The sequence below is a fragment of the Acidovorax sp. LjRoot74 genome, from assembly GCF_964254355.1.
Lineage (GTDB): Bacteria > Pseudomonadota > Gammaproteobacteria > Burkholderiales > Burkholderiaceae_C > Acidovorax.
Genome location: NZ_CAXUTI020000001.1, coordinates 3,142,647 through 3,161,794 on the forward strand (window position 1 = coordinate 3,142,647; position 19,148 = coordinate 3,161,794).

At 66.1% G+C, this 19,148-nt stretch carries 11 protein-coding genes; 7 read left to right on the top strand and 4 right to left on the bottom strand.

Features of this window, described 5'->3' with window-relative positions:
* Nucleotides 1–181: 181 nt before the first annotated feature.
* A complete protein-coding gene (gene hrpA / locus ACSQ3O_RS14680; RefSeq protein ID WP_436139426.1) occupies nucleotides 182–4,279 on the bottom strand; it encodes an ATP-dependent RNA helicase HrpA in 4,098 nt (1,365 codons plus the stop codon).
* A gap of 109 nt (nucleotides 4,280–4,388) precedes the next feature.
* Between hrpA and ACSQ3O_RS14685 the strand changes: the two genes are divergently transcribed.
* From ACSQ3O_RS14685 to argA, 4 genes are all read left to right on the top strand, one after another.
* Nucleotides 4,389–6,278: a serine hydrolase domain-containing protein gene (locus ACSQ3O_RS14685; RefSeq protein WP_436139427.1), complete on the top strand. Its 1,890-nt coding sequence runs from the start codon at nucleotides 4,389–4,391 to the stop codon at nucleotides 6,276–6,278.
* 323 nt (nucleotides 6,279–6,601) lie between these two features.
* Entirely contained in the window at nucleotides 6,602–6,853 is a 252-nt protein-coding gene (locus ACSQ3O_RS14690; protein ID WP_137748944.1) for a hypothetical protein, read from the top strand.
* A 17-nt stretch (nucleotides 6,854–6,870) separates the two neighbouring features.
* A complete protein-coding gene (locus ACSQ3O_RS14695) occupies nucleotides 6,871–8,898 on the top strand; it encodes an AAA family ATPase (protein WP_436139428.1) in 2,028 nt (675 codons plus the stop codon).
* 84 nt (nucleotides 8,899–8,982) lie between these two features.
* Nucleotides 8,983–10,329, top strand: coding sequence for an amino-acid N-acetyltransferase (argA, locus tag ACSQ3O_RS14700; RefSeq protein WP_436139429.1), 1,347 nt, complete (start codon nucleotides 8,983–8,985; stop codon nucleotides 10,327–10,329).
* A gap of 137 nt (nucleotides 10,330–10,466) precedes the next feature.
* On the opposite strand, the gene blaACA is transcribed toward argA, so the two are convergent.
* A complete protein-coding gene (gene blaACA, locus ACSQ3O_RS14705) occupies nucleotides 10,467–11,369 on the bottom strand; it encodes an ACA family class A beta-lactamase (RefSeq protein WP_436139430.1) in 903 nt (300 codons plus the stop codon).
* A 125-nt stretch (nucleotides 11,370–11,494) separates the two neighbouring features.
* On the opposite strand from blaACA, the gene ACSQ3O_RS14710 reads away from it, so the two are divergent.
* Complete coding sequence (locus ACSQ3O_RS14710) at nucleotides 11,495–12,376, top strand: LysR family transcriptional regulator (RefSeq protein WP_137748941.1); 882 nt, start codon at nucleotides 11,495–11,497, stop codon at nucleotides 12,374–12,376.
* Between the two features lie 131 nt (nucleotides 12,377–12,507).
* Here ACSQ3O_RS14710 and ACSQ3O_RS14715 read toward each other — a convergent pair whose 3' ends face one another.
* Together ACSQ3O_RS14715 and ACSQ3O_RS14720 are read right to left on the bottom strand one after the other, a co-directional pair.
* Nucleotides 12,508–15,450, bottom strand: coding sequence for an EAL domain-containing protein (locus tag ACSQ3O_RS14715; protein ID WP_298457260.1), 2,943 nt, complete (start codon nucleotides 15,448–15,450; stop codon nucleotides 12,508–12,510).
* A 253-nt stretch (nucleotides 15,451–15,703) separates the two neighbouring features.
* Entirely contained in the window at nucleotides 15,704–17,332 is a 1,629-nt protein-coding gene (locus ACSQ3O_RS14720; protein ID WP_436139431.1) for an HD domain-containing phosphohydrolase, read from the bottom strand.
* Between the two features lie 90 nt (nucleotides 17,333–17,422).
* Here ACSQ3O_RS14720 and trhO point away from each other — a divergent pair, with 90 nt between their 5' ends.
* Nucleotides 17,423–18,424 (top strand): oxygen-dependent tRNA uridine(34) hydroxylase TrhO, encoded by a 1,002-nt coding sequence (gene trhO / locus ACSQ3O_RS14725; RefSeq protein WP_436139432.1) that lies wholly within the window; start codon nucleotides 17,423–17,425, stop codon nucleotides 18,422–18,424.
* The gene (locus tag ACSQ3O_RS14730) at nucleotides 18,421–19,092 is read left to right on the top strand and encodes a glutathione S-transferase (protein ID WP_436139433.1); all 672 of its coding nucleotides are present in this window, start codon (nucleotides 18,421–18,423) and stop codon (nucleotides 19,090–19,092) included. The genes trhO and ACSQ3O_RS14730 overlap by 4 nt, the downstream gene beginning before the upstream one ends.
* Nucleotides 19,093–19,148 lie beyond the last annotated feature (56 nt).

Here is a 19,148-nt window from a genome sequence, read left to right on the forward strand (position 1 = left end):
CGGTGACAGCAGTGCCAATGGCAGGTCCTATTCATTGAGCCAGGGCAATATCGGAATTTGCGCTCCGCAATGTCTGGAATGCGTCCTAGAGCGTGAGTAGTGCGCAAGTTATCGGGCGGCCGCAATCGCTGCAAAGCCGCCTGGAACGCCCATAGCCCCGCCTGCCGCCCGTCCCCTTACATCAGCTATTCACCTGCGCCCACAGCTTGTCCAACCGCTTGACGCTCACCGGCTGCGGCGTGCGCAGCTCTTGTGCGAAGAAGCTCACGCGCAGTTCCTCCAGCAGCCAGCGCAGCTCCTGCATGCGGGCATCCACCGCGCCCTTGCGCTCGGCCACCAGGCGCCAGTAGCGCTGCTCTTGAGGGCGCAGTTCGGCCAGCTTGGCGGCGTCGCGGGCAGGGTCGGCGCGGACCTTGTCCAGGCGCAGGGTGATGGCCTTGAGGTAGCGGGCGTAGTGCGCCAGTTGCGTCCACGGGGCCACGGCGATGAAGTTCTTGGGCACGAGGCGCTGCAGCTGTTGTTGCGCGTCGGCCGTCGCATCCGGGGCGTTCTTGGTGTCCTTGATCTTGCGGGCGGCGGCGGCGTATTCGATGAGGATGGTGCCCGCCAGGCGCGCGACCTCATTGGCGATCAGCGTGAGGCGGCCCCGGCCCTCTTCCACGCGGCGCTTGAAGGCGTACTCGTCGGTGGGCAGCGGGTCGAGCAGAAAGGCGCGGTCCAACGCCACATCGATGATCTGGGTGCGCAGCTCTTCCTGCGTGCCCAGCAGCATATAAGCCACGGCCATCTTCTGCAGGTCGGGAATGTTCTTTTCGAGGTACTTGAGCGCGTCCTTGATCTGCAGCGCAAACAGGCGGCGCAGGCCCGCGCGGTGTTTGGCGGCGGCCACCTCGGGCTCGTCAAACACTTCGATGCTCACGGCGTCGCCGCCGTCGATCAGGGCCGGGAAGCCAATCAGCGTCTGCCCAGCCTTCTTGATCTCCATGAGTTCGGGCAGCTCGCCAAACGTCCAGCTGGTGTAGCGCTGGCCTGCGGGGGCCGATGGCGTGGCGTGCACTGGCGAGGTGGCCTGCGCGGGCTGTGTTGACGCAGACGCTCCTGATTTGATAGCTGCTTGCGCTTGACCATCGCGCGCAGAGGGCATTTTTGACTCAGGTTTTTGACCCTCTGCCGCTGTGCCGCCCAGCTTGAGCCCCGCCAGCGCCTGGAAGGCGCCGCGCGCCTTGGCGCCCCATTCGGCCTTAAGCGCGCCCAGGTTGCGGCCATGGCCCAACTGGCGGCCATGTTCGTCCACCACGCGGAAGTTCATGAACAGGTGGGGGCTGAGCATGTCGAGCTTGAAGTCGGCGCGCTTCACGTCGAGCGAGGTCTCGTCGCGCACCTGCTTGAGCAGCGCGTCCGTCAGGCTGCCGGTGCCAAAACGCTCGGGCGCATTAAACAGCTCGGCCAGCCGCGCGGCCGATTCGGGCAGCGGCACAAAGCGGCTGCGCGGGCGCTGGTGCAGGCTTTTGAGCAGCGCCTGGATCTTGTCCTTGAGCATGCCGGGCACCAGCCATTCGCAGCGCTCGTCGCTCACCTGATTGAGCACAAAGAGCGGGATGGTCACAGTGATGCCGTCGCGTGCGTCGCCGGGTTCGTGCAGGTAGGTGGCGGTGCAGTCCACGCCGCCCAGGCGCACGGTCTTGGGGAAGGCGCTGGTGGTGATGCCCGCCGCCTCGTGGCGCATGAGTTCGTCGCGCGTGAGCTTGAGCAGCTCGGGGTTGGCGCGGCTCGCGTCCTTGTACCAGCGCTCGAAGGTGGTGCCGCTGCACACGTCCTGCGGCACCTGCTGGTCGTAGAAGGCGTAGATGAGTTCGTCGTCCACCAGCACGTCCTGGCGGCGCGACTTGTGCTCCAGCTCTTCGACCTTGGCGATGAGCTTCTGGTTGGCGGCCAGGAACGGCAGGCGGGTGTCCCACTCGCCGCCCACCAGGGCTTCGCGCAGAAAGACTTCGCGGGCGCCCTGCGGGTCCACCTTGCCGAAGTCCACGCGGCGGTTGTTGTAGACAACGATGCCGTAGAGCGTTGCGCGCTCCAGCGCGGTGACCTGCGCGGCTTTTTTCTCCCAGTGCGGGTCCAACATCTGCTTCTTGAGCAGATGGCCGCCCACCTGCTCCAGCCACTGGGGTTCGATAGCGGCGATGCCCCGGCCGAAGAGGCGCGTGGTCTCGACCAGCTCGGCCGCCACGATCCAGCGGCCCGGCTTCTTGTTCAGGTGGGCGCCCGGGTGCTTGTAGAACTTGATGCCACGCGCGCCCAGGTACCAGTCTTCCTCATCGCTCTTGACGCCGATGTTGCCCAGCAGGCCCGAGAGCATGGAAAGGTGGATCTGTTCGTAGCTCGCGGGCTGGGTGTTGATCTGCCACTTGTGCTCGGTCACCACCGTGAGCAGTTGGGTGTGGATGTCACGCCACTCGCGCAGGCGGCGAATGCTGATGAAGTTCTGGCGCAGCAGCTGCTCGTACTGGCGGTTGCTGAGTTTGTGGGTGGGCGCTGGAACGGCCGCAACGGTCGCAACGGCCAATGCGGGTGCCGCAGCAGCCACGGCACGCTGAGCCACGGGCAGATGCGCTTGCGAAGGCGCCTTGTGCTGGGCCATGGCTTTTTGTGCGCGCGCCGACGGCAGGCTGGGCGCCCCGCCCCGTGCTTCGTTGATCCACTTCCAGAGCTTGAGGTAGCCGCTGAACTCGCTTTTTTCGTCGTCGAACTTGGCGTGTGCCTGGTCGGCCTGCTGCTGCGCTTCGAGCGGGCGGTCGCGCACATCCTGCACGCTGAGCGCGCTGGCGATGACCAGCACCTCGTCGAGCGCGCGGCGCTCGCGCGCTTCCAGGATCATGCGGCCCACGCGCGGGTCCAGCGGCAGCTTGGACAGCTCCACGCCCATGGGCGTGAGTTCGTTCGCATCGTCCACCGCGCCGAGTTCACCCAGCAGCTGGTAGCCGTCGGCAATCGCGCGGCCCGAGGGCGCCTCAATGAAGGGAAACTGCCCCACATCGCCCAGGTGCAGCGACTTCATGCGCAGGATGACGCCTGCGAGCGAGCTGCGCAGGATTTCGGGGTCGGTAAAGCGCGGGCGGCTGTTGAAGTCCGCCTCGTCGTACAGGCGGATGCAGATGCCGTTGGCCACGCGGCCGCACCGGCCTGCGCGCTGGTTGGCGGCGGCCTGGCTGATAGGCTCGACCAGCAGCTGCTCTACCTTGCTACGGAATGAATAGCGCTTGACGCGCGCGGTGCCTGCGTCAATGACGTATCGGATGCCCGGCACGGTGAGCGAAGTCTCGGCCACGTTGGTGGCCAGCACGATGCGGCGGCCGGTGTGGCCGTCGAAGATGCGGTCCTGCTCGGCCTGCGACAGGCGGGCGAACAGCGGTAGCACCTCGGCGTTGCGCATCACGGGCTGGTGCGACAGGTGTTTGCGCAGGTGGTCGGCGGCTTCGCGGATCTCGCGCTCACCGGGCAGGAAGATCAGGATGTCGCCTTCGGCGTTGCCCTGCCAGAGTTCATCCACGCCATCGGCAATGGCCTCGTTCAGGCCGTGGTCGCGCGTCTCCTCAAACGGCCGCCAGCGCTGCTCCACTGGAAAGGTGCGGCCCGAGACCATGATGACCGGGGCCGGGCCCTTGGCCGACTCGAAATGCTTGGCAAAGCGGTCGGCATCAATCGTTGCAGACGTGACGATGACTTTCAGATCAGGCCTGCGCGGCAGGATCTGGCGGATGTAGCCCAGCAGGAAGTCGATGTTGAGGCTGCGTTCGTGCGCCTCGTCGATGATGATGGTGTCGTAGGCCTTGAGCAGCGGGTCGGTCTGCGTCTCGGCCAGCAAGATGCCATCGGTCATGAGTTTGACGGAGGCATCGCGCGAGAGGCGGTCCTGAAAGCGCACCTTGAAGCCCACCACATCACCGAGCGGCGTGTTCAGCTCTTCGGCAATGCGCTTGGCCACGCTGCTGGCGGCAATGCGGCGCGGCTGGGTGTGGCCGATGAGCTGGCCTTTCTGACCTGGCTTGGCATTGCACTTGCCCCGGCCCAGCGCCAGCGCAATCTTGGGCAACTGCGTGGTCTTGCCCGAGCCCGTCTCGCCGCACACGATGATGACCTGGTGCTTGGTGATAGCCGCCATGATCTCTTCGCGCTTGCCCGAGACGGGCAGGGATTCGGGAAAAGTGATGCGCAGCGGCGGGGTGGCAGGGGCGGCGCGGGGGGCGGTGGGCGGGGGGGAGAAAGGCGCGGATTCGGTCATGAAGGCACGCATTATCCGAGAGCCCGCATTTTCGGTATGTAATGCGCACAGTTCCTGCACCGCCTGGCGATGTCTCCGTGGCGTGCGCCCCCCTGGAATGAATGCCCGAATGCCCTTTCAGACATCTGCCCACCCGCTCGCCGCCGACGACCGCGCCCCGCCCCGTGCAACATCCCGCACCCCATCACGCCGCGACTGGCTGGCGTGGGCGGGAGCCACCGCCCTCGCGCCCCTGCCCGCCCTGCTGTCGGGCTGCGGGGGCAGCAACAACCCCGGCCCCCATCTGGCGGCCACCCAGGCCTGGGGGCGCCATGAAATACGGCAGGCCATGCAGGCCAGCCAGGCGCGCGCTGCCTCCGTCGCATTGCTGCAGGGCGACCGCCTGGTCTGGCAGGAGGCTTTTGGGGTGCTGGACGAAACCTCCCGCGCGCCCGCCACGCCCGACACACGCTTTAACGTGGGCTCCGTGAGCAAGGTGCTGGCGGCGCTGGCCGTGATGATTCTGGTGGACCGCCAGCTGGTGGAACTGGATGCACCCGTGGTGCGCTACCTGCCGCAGTTCACCATGCTGTCGCCGGGCTACCGCGACATCACGGTGCGGCACCTTCTGAGCCACGCATCGGGGCTGCCCGGCACCTATGCCCGCCACATGTTTGCCTTTGCCCCGCAGCCAGGCTATGCGGCAGACCTGGAGGCGGCCCTGGCCGACATGCACCTCAAGCACGCACCCGGCGCCATGGCGGTGTACTGCAACGATGGTTTCACGCTGGTCGAACGCATCGTGCACGCCGTCACAGGGCAGGCCTATCCGGCGTTTGTGCAGTCGGCCATCCTCAACCCGTTGGGCATGGCGCGCTCGGGCTACACGCTGCAGCCCTTGCCTGCGGGCAGCTTTGCCCCGGGGTACATCGGCGATGTGCGCCAGCGCCAGGAGTTTGTGATGGGCCACGCCACCGGCGGGCTATGCACCACCCCGGGCGACATGATGAAGCTGGCCACCTTGCTGATGCGGGGCGGCGAGCTGGATGAGCAGCGCATTGTTTCCAAGGCTGGTGTGGCCGAAATGGGCAGCGCCCAGAACCAGGGCATGCGCCTGAACCTCACCCCCGACTGGCACTGGGGCCTGGGCTGGGACAGTGCCCGCCAGCAAGGCCTGGCTGCGGCGGGCTTTGTGGCATGGCAAAAAAGCGGCGGCACGATGTTTCACTCCAGCGACTTCTATGTGCTGCCACAGGCAGGGCTGGCGCTGCTGCTCACCGGCAATGCGCCTGGCTTCAAGCCCGGCCCCATTGCCGAAGGCATCTTGCTGCGTGCGCTGCAGGAAACAGGCCAGTTGCGCGTGCTGCCGCCGAGGGTGTCGGTGGCCATGCCTGCGCTGGCGACCATCTCTTCTGTGGCGGTGGAGGCAGTGCTGGGCATCTACGGCTGCTCCTCCCACCCCATGAAAGCGGCTTCGCCCGACGGCCAGCAAGTGGATCTATCGATCTGGTCGGCCAAGGCCAAAGACTGGGAGCCGCTGTGCACGGGGATGCGCCTGCGCAGTGACGGCTGGTGGTGGTCGGACACGCAGCCCCGCACCCAGTACCGCTGGGAGCAGGCCGAAGGCCGCCGCTACCTGCTCTCGCGCGAGCCTGCCACGGCCGGGCATTACGGGGTGACCATGCCAATGGCACAGCAGATGCCCAAGGCACCGGCCCCGCTGCCGCCGCAGTGGTCCGCGCGGCTTGGCAGCACCTGGCTGCTGGCCAACGAAACCCCCGACTCCATCCCGCTGGCCATGGGCGCAGGGACCGCCACCCTGCAAGAGCTGCCGGAGCTGCCTGGCTACCTGCTCTGGGACGACAGCCAGCTGTTGCTGCCCCTGACGGCAGACCGCGCAGGCATGACTGTGCAGGTGCCGCTCAACGCGGGCCGCGACCTGGTGGAACTGGTGGTGCAGATCCGTGACAAGGAAGAGTGGATACACGCCGCAGGCTGGGCGTATCGCCGCCACGACTGAGCCGCCCCGCCCTTTGCACTGTGCGTTTTGTGCGACATATCCGCCGGTGCCGCGCCCTGTGCGCTTGCCACGCGCGGCACGCCTCGCCACAATCGCGCCTTCTTTCAGCACTGCGTGGCCCTGTCGGCCAGCCCCTGAAAGCCCTGGAGGTCACCACTATGTTTGTTCCCTTGTTCGCTCCCGCCTGACCACTGTCCACCGCCCCGGCTGGACTGTGTTTTCACGCATCCAGCCACGGCAGACAAGCGACCTCCTGCACCCCAGTGCAGCGCTCCACAAGCCCTGGCTTATTTGCCGGGGTTTTTTGTTTGTGGAACGCACACATGAGTGCCAAAAAACTGTCTCGGGCCTTCGCCCAGGGTGAAATCAAAAAGCTGCGCCGCATGAAGCAGCCCCTGGTGCTGAAGCTCGAAGCCTCGGGCCCGCCCCGAAACCCTGTGGCCGCAGCACTGGCCCAACGCAGCCTGTCCAGCGCAGCAGGCAAACACATCCGAGCCCGTGGCGCCCAGCGCCGTGCGGACACCGTCGCCCTGCGCAAGGCGACCCTGAACGCTCGTTTTACCGAGCGCGACTGACAAGAACGATAGAAAACATGGACCTTTCAATCCAAACCCCAACGCTGCCGCATGGGCAGCACCCGCCCTCACCTACACACCGGGCACTGCTGGCCCAGCGCCAGCAGGCACTGGCCCACGCTGCCGAGCAGCTCAAGACCGAGCTGTTCGGCATCGACGACGTGATCGACCGCGTGATCGACGCGGTGCGTGCCTGGTATGTGCTGCCACAGCTCATCACCCGGCCCGTCATCGTCTGCCTGTGGGGCCTCACCGGCACGGGCAAGACGCAGCTCACGCGGCGCCTGGCGCAGCTGCTGGGCTTTTACGACCGGTTTGTGGAAGTGCAGATGGATGGCTTCAGCCATGGCGCCAGCTACCGCAGCTCGTCCATATCCGGCATGCTGGGCGACTCGGGCATCCACGAAGGGGCGCCCGGCATCCTGGTGCTGGACGAGTTCCAACGCTTTCGCACCGTGGACCGCAAGGGCGAAGACGTGAAGGTGGAACGCTACCAGGACGTGTGGACATTGCTCTCCGACGGGCGCCTGCCCCCGGCCCTGAGTGCGCTGACCAACATCGAACGCAAGCTGGCCGATGCGCACTACGAGGCCGAACGCGCCGAAGACGGCGACGACGAGCGCGCAGGCAAGAAGCCCTACCGCTTCCAACTCGACGCCTGGGATGCGCAGGAACTCAAGCGCATGCTCAAGCTGCAAGAGCCCCTGGCCGAAATCATGCAATGGCCGCCCGCGCAGGTGCAGGCGCTGTTCACCCGGTTCCAGCAGTCGCTCACGTCATGGGAAACCGACTACAGCAAGCTGCTGGTGTTTGTGTGCGGCAACCTCGACGAGATGTACCACGAGACTGCGCAGCGCGTGGAAGACTGCGACACCGATGCCGACATCTTTCACCGCCTCACACGCAAGCTGTCGCTCATCGATGTGAAGAAGGCGCTCGCTGAGCGCTTCAAGCCCGAGCAGATTGCGCGGCTGGGCAACGAGCATGTGGTCTACCCGTCGTTCAACAAGGCCACCTACGAGCAGCTCATCCGCACCCTGTGCGCGCGCTATTGCGACGACATTGCCGCCCAGTGTGGCGTGCGCTTTGCCATCGGGCAGGATGTGCTGGACGAGCTGTATGCCAACGCAGTGTTCCCGGCGCAGGGAACGCGCCCTTTGTTCTCGTCGGTGCACGCCATCCTGAGCGCCAATCTGGTCAAGGCCGCGCTGTGGGTGCTGGAGCAGGCGCTGCCCCTGGGCACCACCTACCCCATCGCGCTGGCGGCAGACAAGCGCCACCTGGTGGTGCAGGCCGGGGCGCAGCAGGCCCTCCTCCCAGTCACGTTGGAGCTGAACCGCCTCAAGCAGCGCGCCAACGCCGACTTTCGCGCGCTGCTGGCAGTGCACGAAGCAGGCCACGCGCTGGTCTATGGCCTGCTGCTGGGCCAGGCCCCGCAGGAGGTGAAGATCAACATCGCATCTTTTGAGGGCGGCTACAACAGCTTTGCAGGCCTGAAGGTCACCACACGCCAGAACGCGCTCGACATGATGTGTGTGGGCCTGGCAGGCCGCGTGGCCGAGGAGCTGGTGTTTGGCGAAATGGCCTGCACCACGGGCGCCGAGCAGGACTACAAGCAGGTAACAGCCGAAGCCGCGCGCTACATCCGCCACCACGGCTTTGGCGCCCGGCTGGCGCGCACCGATGTGACGGTGGAGATGGACCACCACATCAACACCGATGTGGGGCCCAGCAACGCCGCCATTGAGGAGCTGCTACAGGCGCAATACCAGCGCGCAGGCACCTCGCTGCGCCAGCACCAGGGCGCGCTGAACCGGCTGGTGGATGCGCTGATGGACCACGGCATGATTGCCCGGACCGAAATGCAGGCGCTGATGGCCGACAGCGGCATCGCTATCGCCGTGCCGCCCGCATCCGGCACGGACGAAGCCCTGGTGCTGGAGCCCTTTGCGGCGCGGCTGGCGGCGTTTCAGCAACACACCAACGGCACCGCTGCACCCGCTGTGGCGCCGAATGTGGCGCGGCAAAGCTCAGCATGCTTATGATGCGCGGTTTGGCGGCCCCAGGGGGCCGCCCACCGTTGCCGCTTTTTCCGTCATTCCAAGGTCCGCCCCACCGCTTGCACCGCCATGTCCGCCGTCTTCAACTTCACCTTCGTGCCCTGGTTCCGCTCGGTGGCGCCTTACATCCACAAGTTCCGCAACCAGACCTTTGTGATCGGACTCACGGGCGAGGCGATTGCGGCAGGCAAGCTGCACAACATTGCGCAGGACTTGGCCTTGATTCAGGCCATGGGCGTGAAGATCGTGCTGGTGCACGGCTTTCGCCCGCAGGTGAACGAGCAGCTGGCAGCCAAGGGGCATGCAGCCAAATACTCCCACGGCATCCGCATCACCGACTCGGTAGCGCTCGATTGCGCGCAGGAAGCTGCGGGCCAATTACGCTATGAGATCGAGGCCGCTTTCAGCCAGGGCCTGCCCAACACGCCCATGGCGGGCGCCACGGTGCGCGTGATCTCGGGCAACTTCCTCACGGCACGGCCCGTGGGCATTGTGGATGGCGTGGATTTTCAGCACTCGGGCCTGGTGCGCAAGGTGGATGTGGCGGGCATCCGCCAGACGCTGGACATGGGCGCGCTGGTGCTGCTGTCGCCGTTTGGCTTCTCGCCCACGGGCGAGGCCTTCAACCTGAGCATGGAAGAAGTCGCCACCAGCGTGGCCATTGCGCTGCGGGCCGACAAACTGATCTTCTTGACCGAGGTGCAGGGCATCCGCATGTCGCCCACCGAGCCCGAGAGCGACGACAACCCCATCGACACCGAACTGCCGCTGGCCGCCGCGCAGGCCCTGCTGGCCCAGTTGCCACCCGCCCAGCAGCCCACCGACACGGGCTTTTACCTGCAGCACTGCGTGAAGGCCTGCAAGGCAGGCGTGGAGCGCAGCCACATCCTGCCGTTTGCGGTGGATGGCTCGCTGCTGCTGGAGGTCTATGTGCACGACGGCATCGGCACCATGGTGATTGACGAAAAGCTCGAAGAGCTGCGCGAGGCCACGATTGACGATGTGGGCGGCATCCTGCAGCTGATCGAACCCTTCGAGAAAGACGGCACCTTGGTCAAGCGCGACCGCACCGAGATCGAACGCGACATCGCCACCTACACCATCATCGAACACGACGGCGTGATCTTTGGCTGTGCTGCGCTCTACCCCTACCCCGAGGCCAGGACGGCCGAGATGGCCGCCGTGACGGTGTCGCCGCAAAGCCAGGGCACGGGCGACGGTGAAAAGCTGCTCAAGCGCATCGAGCAGCGCGCACGCCTGCTTGGGCTGGACAGTATCTTTGTGCTGACCACCCGCACCATGCACTGGTTCATCAAGCGCGGCTTCTCGCCCGTGGACCCAGACTGGCTGCCCGATGCGCGCAAGCGCAAGTACAACTGGGACCGCAAGAGCCAGGTGCTGGTCAAGAAGCTCTGAAGAACCGGGCTTCAAAATCACACCACCGTTCGGGCTGAGCACGTCGAAGCGCTGCGCAAGGCTTCGACAGGCTCAGCCCGAACGGTTTGGAGACATGCCGACCAAGGTCCGCCCTGGCTCAAGAACCCGCAGGCGGACTACCCTTGGCGCGCTGCCACCACGGCGCGCGCCACCTGCGCAATCGCCGCATCCCGCTGCTCGGCGGATGCCTTGGAGCGCGTGAGGTAGCAGGTCACCAGCACCGGTGCGCCCCCGCCTGCGGGCCACAGCACGCCGATGTCGTTGGCCGTGCCGCTCTCGCCCGCCGTGCCCGTCTTGTCGCCCACCTTCCAGCCCGGCACACCGGCGCGCAGGCGCTTGTCGCCCGTGCTCGTCTCCACCAGCCAGCGCTGCAGCCAGGCGCGCGACGTGGGGGTGAGTGCATCGCCCAGCACCAGTTTTTGCAGCGTTTGCAGCATGGCCAGTGGCGTGGTGGTGTCGCGCGGGTCGCCCACGGCGGCCTCGTTGAGTGTGGGTTCGGTGCGGTCCAGCCGCGTGATCGGGTCGCCCAGCGAACGTACGAACGCAGTGAACCCGGCCGGGCCGCCATGGCGGGCCAGCAGCACATTGGCGGCGGTGTTGTCGCTCAGGCTCACGGTGGCAGAGCACAGCTCGCCCACCGTCAAGCCGCCGCCGTTTCCTGCACGCGGGCCGCTCACAGGAGAATAAGCCACCACGTCGGCGGCGGCATAGTGCACGCGCGCATCCAGCCGCTCCTTGCCTTGGTCTACCAGCGCCAGCATCCAGCCCGCCAGCACGGCCTTGAAGGTGCTGGCCATGGCAAAACGCTCGTCCTGCCGCCAGCCCAGGGCCAGGCCCGACCCGGTGTCCAGCATGGCCACACCCAGGCGGCCCTGGGCGGTACGTTCGATGTTGGCGAGGGCATCGCTCCAAGCACGGGTGGTCTGGTCGCTGGGGGCGGGGTTGCTGGCAGCGGCACAACCCCACAGAGGCAGGGCCGTGGCAGCTATCAAACCCAAGGAAAACTGTCTTCTTTGCATATCAATTGGAAGCGTGATGGGACGCGTGATGGGAGACAAGGCACGAACGATACGGAGGTTCTTCCCGCAGCACCATCGACAATAATTGCCAAAAGCCCCAAGAAAAACTTTTACCTTTTGACAATATGCACCTGCCGCTCAACGCCCTGCGCGCCTTCGAGGCGGCTGCACGCCACCAGAACCTCACCCGCGCCGCCGAAGAGCTTCACGTGACCCAGACCGCCGTGAGCCAGCACATCCGCAAGCTCGAAGACCGACTGGGCAAGCCGCTGTTCCGCCGCCTGCCGCGCGGGCTGGCGCTGACAGACGAGGGCCAGGCGCTGCTGCCGGTGGTGGTGGAATCGTTTGGCAAGCTGCAGCGCGCACTGGAGAAGCTGGGCGACACCCGCCCGCGCGAAGTGCTGACCGTGGGCGCCGTGGGCACTTTTGCCGTGGGCTGGCTGCTGCCCCGGCTGCGCGACTTTCAGCAGGCTTGCCCCTTTGTGGACCTGCGCCTGCTTACGCACAACAACCGGGTGGACATGGCGGGTGAAGGGCTGGACTTTGCGATCCGCTTTGGCGACGGCGCCTGGCACGGCACGCATGCGCAGCGCATCATGGATGCGCCCATGTCGGTGATGTGCGCGCCCGCGCTGGCCCATGGGCTGCGCACGGTGGCCGACCTGGCACGCCAGCCCCTGCTGCGCAGCTACCGCACCGACGAATGGGCAGCCTGGTTTGACGCCGCAGGCGCGCCCTGCCCCGTGGTGCGCGGCGCGGTGTTCGACTCGTCCCTCACCCTGGCCGAGGCCGCCGCCCAGGGCGCAGGCATGGCCTTGCTGCCCGTGAAGATGTTCACGCGCGAGCTGCAGCAAGGACGGCTGGTGCAGCCCTTTGCGCAGGAGCTGCCTCGCGGCGCCTACTGGCTCACACGGCTGCAGTCGCGCCCGGCCACCGGGGCCATGGCGGCTTTCAGTGACTGGCTCATGGAAGAGGCCCGTGTGGACGAGAGCAGCGAAGCAAGATGAAAAACATGAAGAAAAATAGGCCTTTGCGCGCGTCCATCATGCCCTGATAGCTATCAAAACAATAGCAACAAGAGGCAGTCTGTAGCGGTACAGCGCCACAACCGATGGGGGCATTGGTGCCCGCGCAGCGTCTACACGGCGGATGTGGCCAGCGCGGGGTGTTCGGCCTGCGGCTGGTCCAGGTGGTAGCCCTGCACCATGTCTACGCCCAGCGTCTTCAGCATGTCCAGGATCTCCTGGCTTTCCACAAACTCTGCCACCGTGCGCCTGCCCAGCCCACGGGCCACGTCGATGATGGCGCGGACAAACACCTGGTTGTCGTGCTCGTGGGTGAGGTTGCGGATGAACAGCCCGTCAATCTTCAGCACATCCACCTTGAGGTGCTTGAGGTAGGCAAACGACGCAAAACCGGTCCCGAAATCGTCCAGGCACACCTGGCACCCCGTGTGGCGCAAGGCGTCGATGAACCGCTCGGCATCGCGCAGGTCCGACACTGCCGAGGTTTCCGTCAGCTCCACCAGCAACCGCTGGGGCGCAACGCCCGCTGCCTGCAGCTGGCCCGCGATGTAGGCAGGAAGGCTGGGGTCGTCGAACGAGCGCGCCGAGATATTGATCGCCAACGCAGGCAGCTGCGGCTGCGCACCCAGCAGGGCAATGCTCTCGCGCGCCACCCAGCGGTCGATCTCCAGGATCTTGCCGCTCTTCTCGGCATAGCCAATGAACTGGCGGGGGGCGATCAACCGCGTGCCATCGGCCTCGTCCCGCATGCGGACCAGCACCTCCAGGTGGGACAGCTCCCCGGTGGCGGCGTCGTACACCCCCTGGTAGTGCAGGCGCAGCAGGTCTCTTTCGAGGGCCCGGGATATGCGCTCATTCCAGGCCAGGCGCGTGATTGTTTCTTGTGATGCGTGGTGACCTGGCTGGTAGACCGACCAGCAGTTTTTGCCCAGGTGCTTGGCCTGGTACATCGCGGCATCCGCGTGGGCCACCAAGTCTTCCGCGTTGTCCGCATGCTGCGGCGCCAGGGCAATGCCCAGGCTGGTGGTCAGCCGCAGGCTCTGCCCCTCGATGACAAAAGGCCCCTCTGAAATGGCGCGAACAATGCGCTCGGCCAGATGCTGGGCCTCTTCCACCGAGGCATGGGGCATCAGCACTGCAAACTCGTCACCGCCCAGGCGGCACAGGGTCTCCGTCTGGCGCACCAGCGCCTGCACATCGCCGCCCACCCGCACCAGCACCGAGTCCCCGATGCGGTGGCCAAAGGTGTCGTTGATGGCCTTGAATTCGTCCAGATCAAAGAACAGCAAGGCACCCTGCCGCTCGCGCAGGTCACTCGGATCGCGCGGATCGCGCCGGTCATGCCGCTCGTACCCCCGGAAGAACCGCAGCAATTCGTCTTCAAACCTGCGCCGGTTGTACAGGCCCGTGAGGGCATCGCGCTCGGCCAGATAGATCAGCTGTGCGGCCGTCTCGCGCTCGCGTGTCACGTCCTCGTGAATCCAGAGCCTGCCGATGTAGCGTTTGTCGCTGTCGTGCACGGGGTGCGATCGCAGCAGCAAGGTCCGCCCGTCGCCCACGTCCATCTCGTAGCGACTGGAAAGCCCTGGCGCCACCAGCGACTCCCGCGCATGGTGCGCGTGGTGTGCCAGGGCCGCCAAGGACGTTGGCCCATGCTGCACGGCCTGGAAGATGTCGCTGGCAGGGCGGCCCACAAACGAGGCTTCATCGCCTTCGATACGCCAGATGCTCAAGAACGCGGGGTTGCAGTAGGTCACCTGGTTCTCGGTCGTGACAAAGAGGATGCCCAGCTTCATGGCCCCCAGGAGCGCAAAAAGGCGGGCCCGCTCCTCCTCCAGGCTCACCATGTACTGGCGCCGCCCGTCCACCTCGGCCTGCAATGCCTGCGCCTGCGCCGTGGCCATGGCGCGCTTCTGGACCAGTTCGGACACCATGCAGTCAAATGCCCGGGCCAGGCGGCCCAGTTCGTCTTCAGTGTCCAGGGCGACAGGGGTCGGCGTCTGTCCCTGGCCCAGGGTATCGACGGCCTCCGTCAGGTGCTGCAGCGGGCGGACCACCAGCGTGTTCACCCTGCGGCGCATGGACCACAGCACCGGCACCAGCCCCAACAGGCCAATGCCGCCCAGGCCCAGCATGCCCCACATGACCAGTCCGTCCACCCGCGACTGGGGCATGAGGTAGATCTGGTACCAGTTCGGCCCCCGGATGCGCGACCAGGCAATCCACTGCGTCCCGTCGGCACTCAGGCCCGCACCCCGGTCGGTATGCGCGTTCGACACCATGCGGTGCACCTGCTCCAGCAGGGGGTCCTTGAGGCCTGCAATCTGAAGCTGCCCATTCGCTGCAGCGATCCGGTCCCGCAAGTCGGGGTGGGAGATCAGATCGCCCTCCGCACTCAGGATCAGCTGCATGCCCAGTTGGTCCCGGCTGGCGGCCACGGCGTCAATCAGGGTTTCAATCGACAGGTCGTGGCCCACCGTGCCCACCCAGCGGCCCTGCCAGTCCAGGGGCTGGATCACCGACACCATCCAGGCCTTGGCCTGCTCGTCAAAGTACACCGGGGTCCAGAAGATGCGCCGCTCCGAATTGCGCTGGGGGTCGGCCCCCCGCATGGTGGGGTAGTCGGCGTTGCTGGCATCGGCCGTGGCGCCGCTGCCCCAGTCCACACCGCGCGCATAGACCATCAGGCCGTCTTCCACAAAATCCATATAGGCAGAGAAAAAAGGCGGCACCAGCGCAGGCCCCCGCTCCCTGAACAGGTCATAGCTGACGGCTGCGCGCACGCGCGTGGACTCATCGGGGCCAGCCGGGCCGTGGTGCAGGTACAGCGTGGGCGCATTGGCCGTGTCCACCTTGCCGGGCCGAAGCCGCCACAGCCCGTCCGGCCCGCGCGCAAACAACTCATCGAACCGGCTCAGGGCAGCCTCGGTATCGGCAGCGCGCAGCCGTGTGAGCAAGTCCTGCTGCACCTGCTGGGCACTCTGCCCCGCCTGCACAAAAAGGCCCTCGACCGCCTGCGCACGCAGCTCCACCGCCTGGCGCATCAACAATGGCACCGCGTGATCGGCTACCGCACTCAGTGCTGCGTACCCTAGCAGGGACAGAAGGACCACCAAGCCCAGAAACAATCCCCATATCGACAGGGACAGCCGGTGAATCACCGATGCACGAAGCCGGGAAGTCAGCAAACAAGGCCTCTTGAAAAGGTCAGGAGACGAATGGAACGGCGCAAGCGTTTCAACATGTTACTGAATTCTGGCGCGAGCATGTGCCGTTCTGGCACGCCACACCAGGAAAACCATGGGGCGCCTAAAACCCCAGCGCCCCCACATCCACCGCATCCACCTGCCCCGCGTCCAGAAACGCCTGCCCATAGCGCAGGTACACCCCTTCGCGCACAAACACCTCGAACAGGTCCGGATCGATGTGGCCGTTGTCACGCATGCGGCACATGATCGCCAGCGCCTGCGACAAGGTCATGCCGCTCTTGTAGGGCCGATCGGCGGCCGTGAGGGCCTCGAAGATGTCGGCGATGCCCATCATGCGGGCCTGCAGCGACATCTGCTCGCGCGTGAGACCGCGCGGGTAGCCCTTGCCGTCCATGCGCTCGTGGTGGCCGCCCGCGTATTCGGGCACGTTCTTGAGGTGGCGCGGCCAGGGCAGCGTCTCCAGCATCTTGATGGTGGCGACGATGTGGTAGTTGATGGTGTCGCGCTCGGACTGGTTCAGCGTGCCTGCACGGATGGTGAGGTTCTCCACCTCCTCGGCACTCAGAAAGCTCGTCTGCACACCCTGCGGGTTGCGCCAGTGCCGCATCACGGCGATGTCGCGCACGCGCTGCTGGTCTTCGGGCCGCATGGCCTCGGTGCCGGTGTTGCAGCGGCGCAGAAACTCGCGGTCTTCCTCCAGCGTGTGGATCTCGTGCTGCAGGGCCTGCAGCTCCTGACCCTCGGCCCGCGCGTCCACCACGGGGCGCAGCGCCAGCTGGCGGCGCAGCGCGGCCATTTCGGCGTCGCGCTTGAGCACTTCAAACCGCGTGTCCACCAGGCCGATCCGGTCGTAGATGGTCTGCAGCTTGGTCGCCTTGTCCACCACATGCACGGGCGTGGTGATCTTGCCGCAGTCGTGCAGCAGGCCGGCCATCTTCAGCTCGTAGCGGTCGCGGTCGGTCATCGCAAAGCCCGCCAGCGGCCCTTCGCGGGTGGCATCCACGGCCTCGGCCAGCATCATGGTGAGGGCGGGAACGCGCTGGCAGTGGCCGCCGGTGTAGGGGGACTTTTCGTCGATCGCCAGGTTGATCAGGTTCACGAACGATTCGAACAGGCGTTCAAGCTGCGTGATGAGCAGCCGGTTTGTGAGCGCAATGGCCGCCTGCGAGGCCAGCGACTCGGCCAGGCTCTGGTCGGCCTGCGAGAAGGTGATCACATCCCCGGTATCCGGGTCACGCGCATTGATGAGTTGCAGCACGCCGATGAGTTCGCGGTCGTGGTTCTTCATCGGCACCGTGAGGAACGACTGCGACCGGTAGCCCGTGCGCTGGTCAAACGCGCGTGTGCCCGAAAAATCAAACCCCGCCGCGCTGTAGGCGTCGGCAATGTTCACCGTGCGGTCATGGATGGCCGAGTGGGCAGCCACCAGCGAGTCGTTGGGCGCGCCAGCGGCCGTACGCAAGGGCAGCAGCGGCAGGTCGATGGGCTTGCCCGTGGTGCCCCCCAGGCGGATGCCCAAGGAGTCGGTGCGCAGGATCTCGAACTTGAGGGCCGACTGGTCTTCCGTCACGCTGTAGAGCGTGCCGCCATCGGCTCCCGTGATGGTCTTGGCGGCCTCCAGGATATTCTCCAGCAGCCGGTCGATGTCCCGCTCGCGCGAGAGCGCGGCGCCAATGCCGTTGAGCTGCTCCAGCCGGCGGAACAGATGGATCGTGGATTCCTTGCTCATACAACCACCTTGGAAACAGCGTTGGCGACCCTGCATCGTAACGAAAGGTGACAGCTATCATCACCCCCTTGTTTCAAAAACGCCCATTTAGTGGACTCGGTAACACCCCGCTTTCTCACCGCCGCGCTCTACCAGTTTGTGGACCTGCCGGACTTTGCCGCCCTGCGTGAGCCCCTGCAGACCCTGTGCGACACCCACGGCGTGCGCGGCATGCTGTTGCTGGCGCCCGAGGGCATCAACGGCACCATCGCGGGCGAACCGCAGGGCGTGCACGCCGTCCTGGCCTGGCTGCGCAGCGACGCGCGATTCGCCGCCCTGCAGCACAAGGAGGCGCAGGCAGAGCGCATGCCCTTCTACCGTATGCGCGTGCGCCTCAAGCGCGAGATCGTTACCCTGGGTGTGCCAGGCCTGAACCCCGCGCGCAATGCGGGCACGTATGTGAAGCCCGAAGACTGGAACGCGCTCATCGACGACCCGGGCGTGGTCGTGGTGGACACACGCAACGACTACGAGGTGGGCATTGGCACGTTTGAACGTGCGGTCAATCCACACACAAAAACCTTTGCGGAGTTTCCCGCGTGGGTCGAACGTGAAAAACAGGCCGGTGGCGTGCTGGCGGGCAAGCCCCGTGTGGCCATGTTCTGCACCGGCGGCATCCGCTGCGAAAAATCCACCGCCTTCCTCAAGTCACAAGGCTTTGACGAGGTGTACCACCTCGAAGGCGGCATCCTCAAATACCTGGAGACCGTGCCCGAAGAAGCCAGCCGCTGGCACGGCGACTGTTTTGTGTTCGACGAACGCGTGTCGGTAGGCCATGGCCTCGCACCGGGCCACCACCAGCTTTGCCGCTCTTGCCGCATGCCCCTGGGCGAAGCAGAGCTGCAGTCGCCACACCACGTGCCCGGCGTGAGCTGCCCCTACTGCCACGGCACCCGCACACCCGAGCAAGAGCGCGCCCTGGCCGAGCGCGAGCGGCAGATGCAACTGGCCCGGCATCGCGGGCAAGAGCACATCGGCGCGCAACAACCCGGCCGCCCCCCGCGCACTGCGGCCAAGGACACCGATGGCGACGGCACGGATGGCACAACGTGACCGCCCTACCCGTCCTGTACTCATTCCGCCGCTGCCCCTACGCCATGCGCGCCCGCCTGGCCCTGGCCGTGAGCGGCCAGATGTGCGAGCTGCGCGAAGTGGTGCTGAGGAACAAGCCCCAGGGCCTGCTGCTGGCATCGCCCAAGGGCACCGTGCCCGTGCTGGTGTTGCCCAGCGGCCAGGTGCTGGAGCAAAGCCTGGACATCATGCAGTGGGCGCTGGCGCAGCACGATCCTGAAGGCTGGCTCACGCCCAGCCACGGCACCGTGGCGGACATGCTAGCGCTGATTGCCGAATGCGATGGCCCGTTCAAGCAGGCGCTGGACCGGTGCAAATACCCCAGCCGCTACCCCGATGCCGACCAAGGCGCAGAGCGCGCCTGGGCCATGACCTGGCTGGGTGCGCTGGACGCGCGCCTCTCGCCGGACCAGCCCTGCCTGTTCGGCACCCACGCGGCCCTGGCCGACATGGCGATTGCGCCTTTTGTGCGGCAGTTTGCCGGCATTGATGCCGACTGGTGGGCCGCACAGCCCTGGCCCCGCCTGCAAGCCTGGTTGGCTCAGTGGCAGGCTGGCGATCTTTTGGCCAGCGTGATGCACAAGCTGCCGGCGTGGGTGGATGGGACAGAAGGAGTGCTGTTCCCGCACGGGGTCGAGAGCACCGACTGAATCCCTCGCCAAGGTTCTGCTTGAGATTGAGGCCCAGGGCACCATGTTCTTCAGAC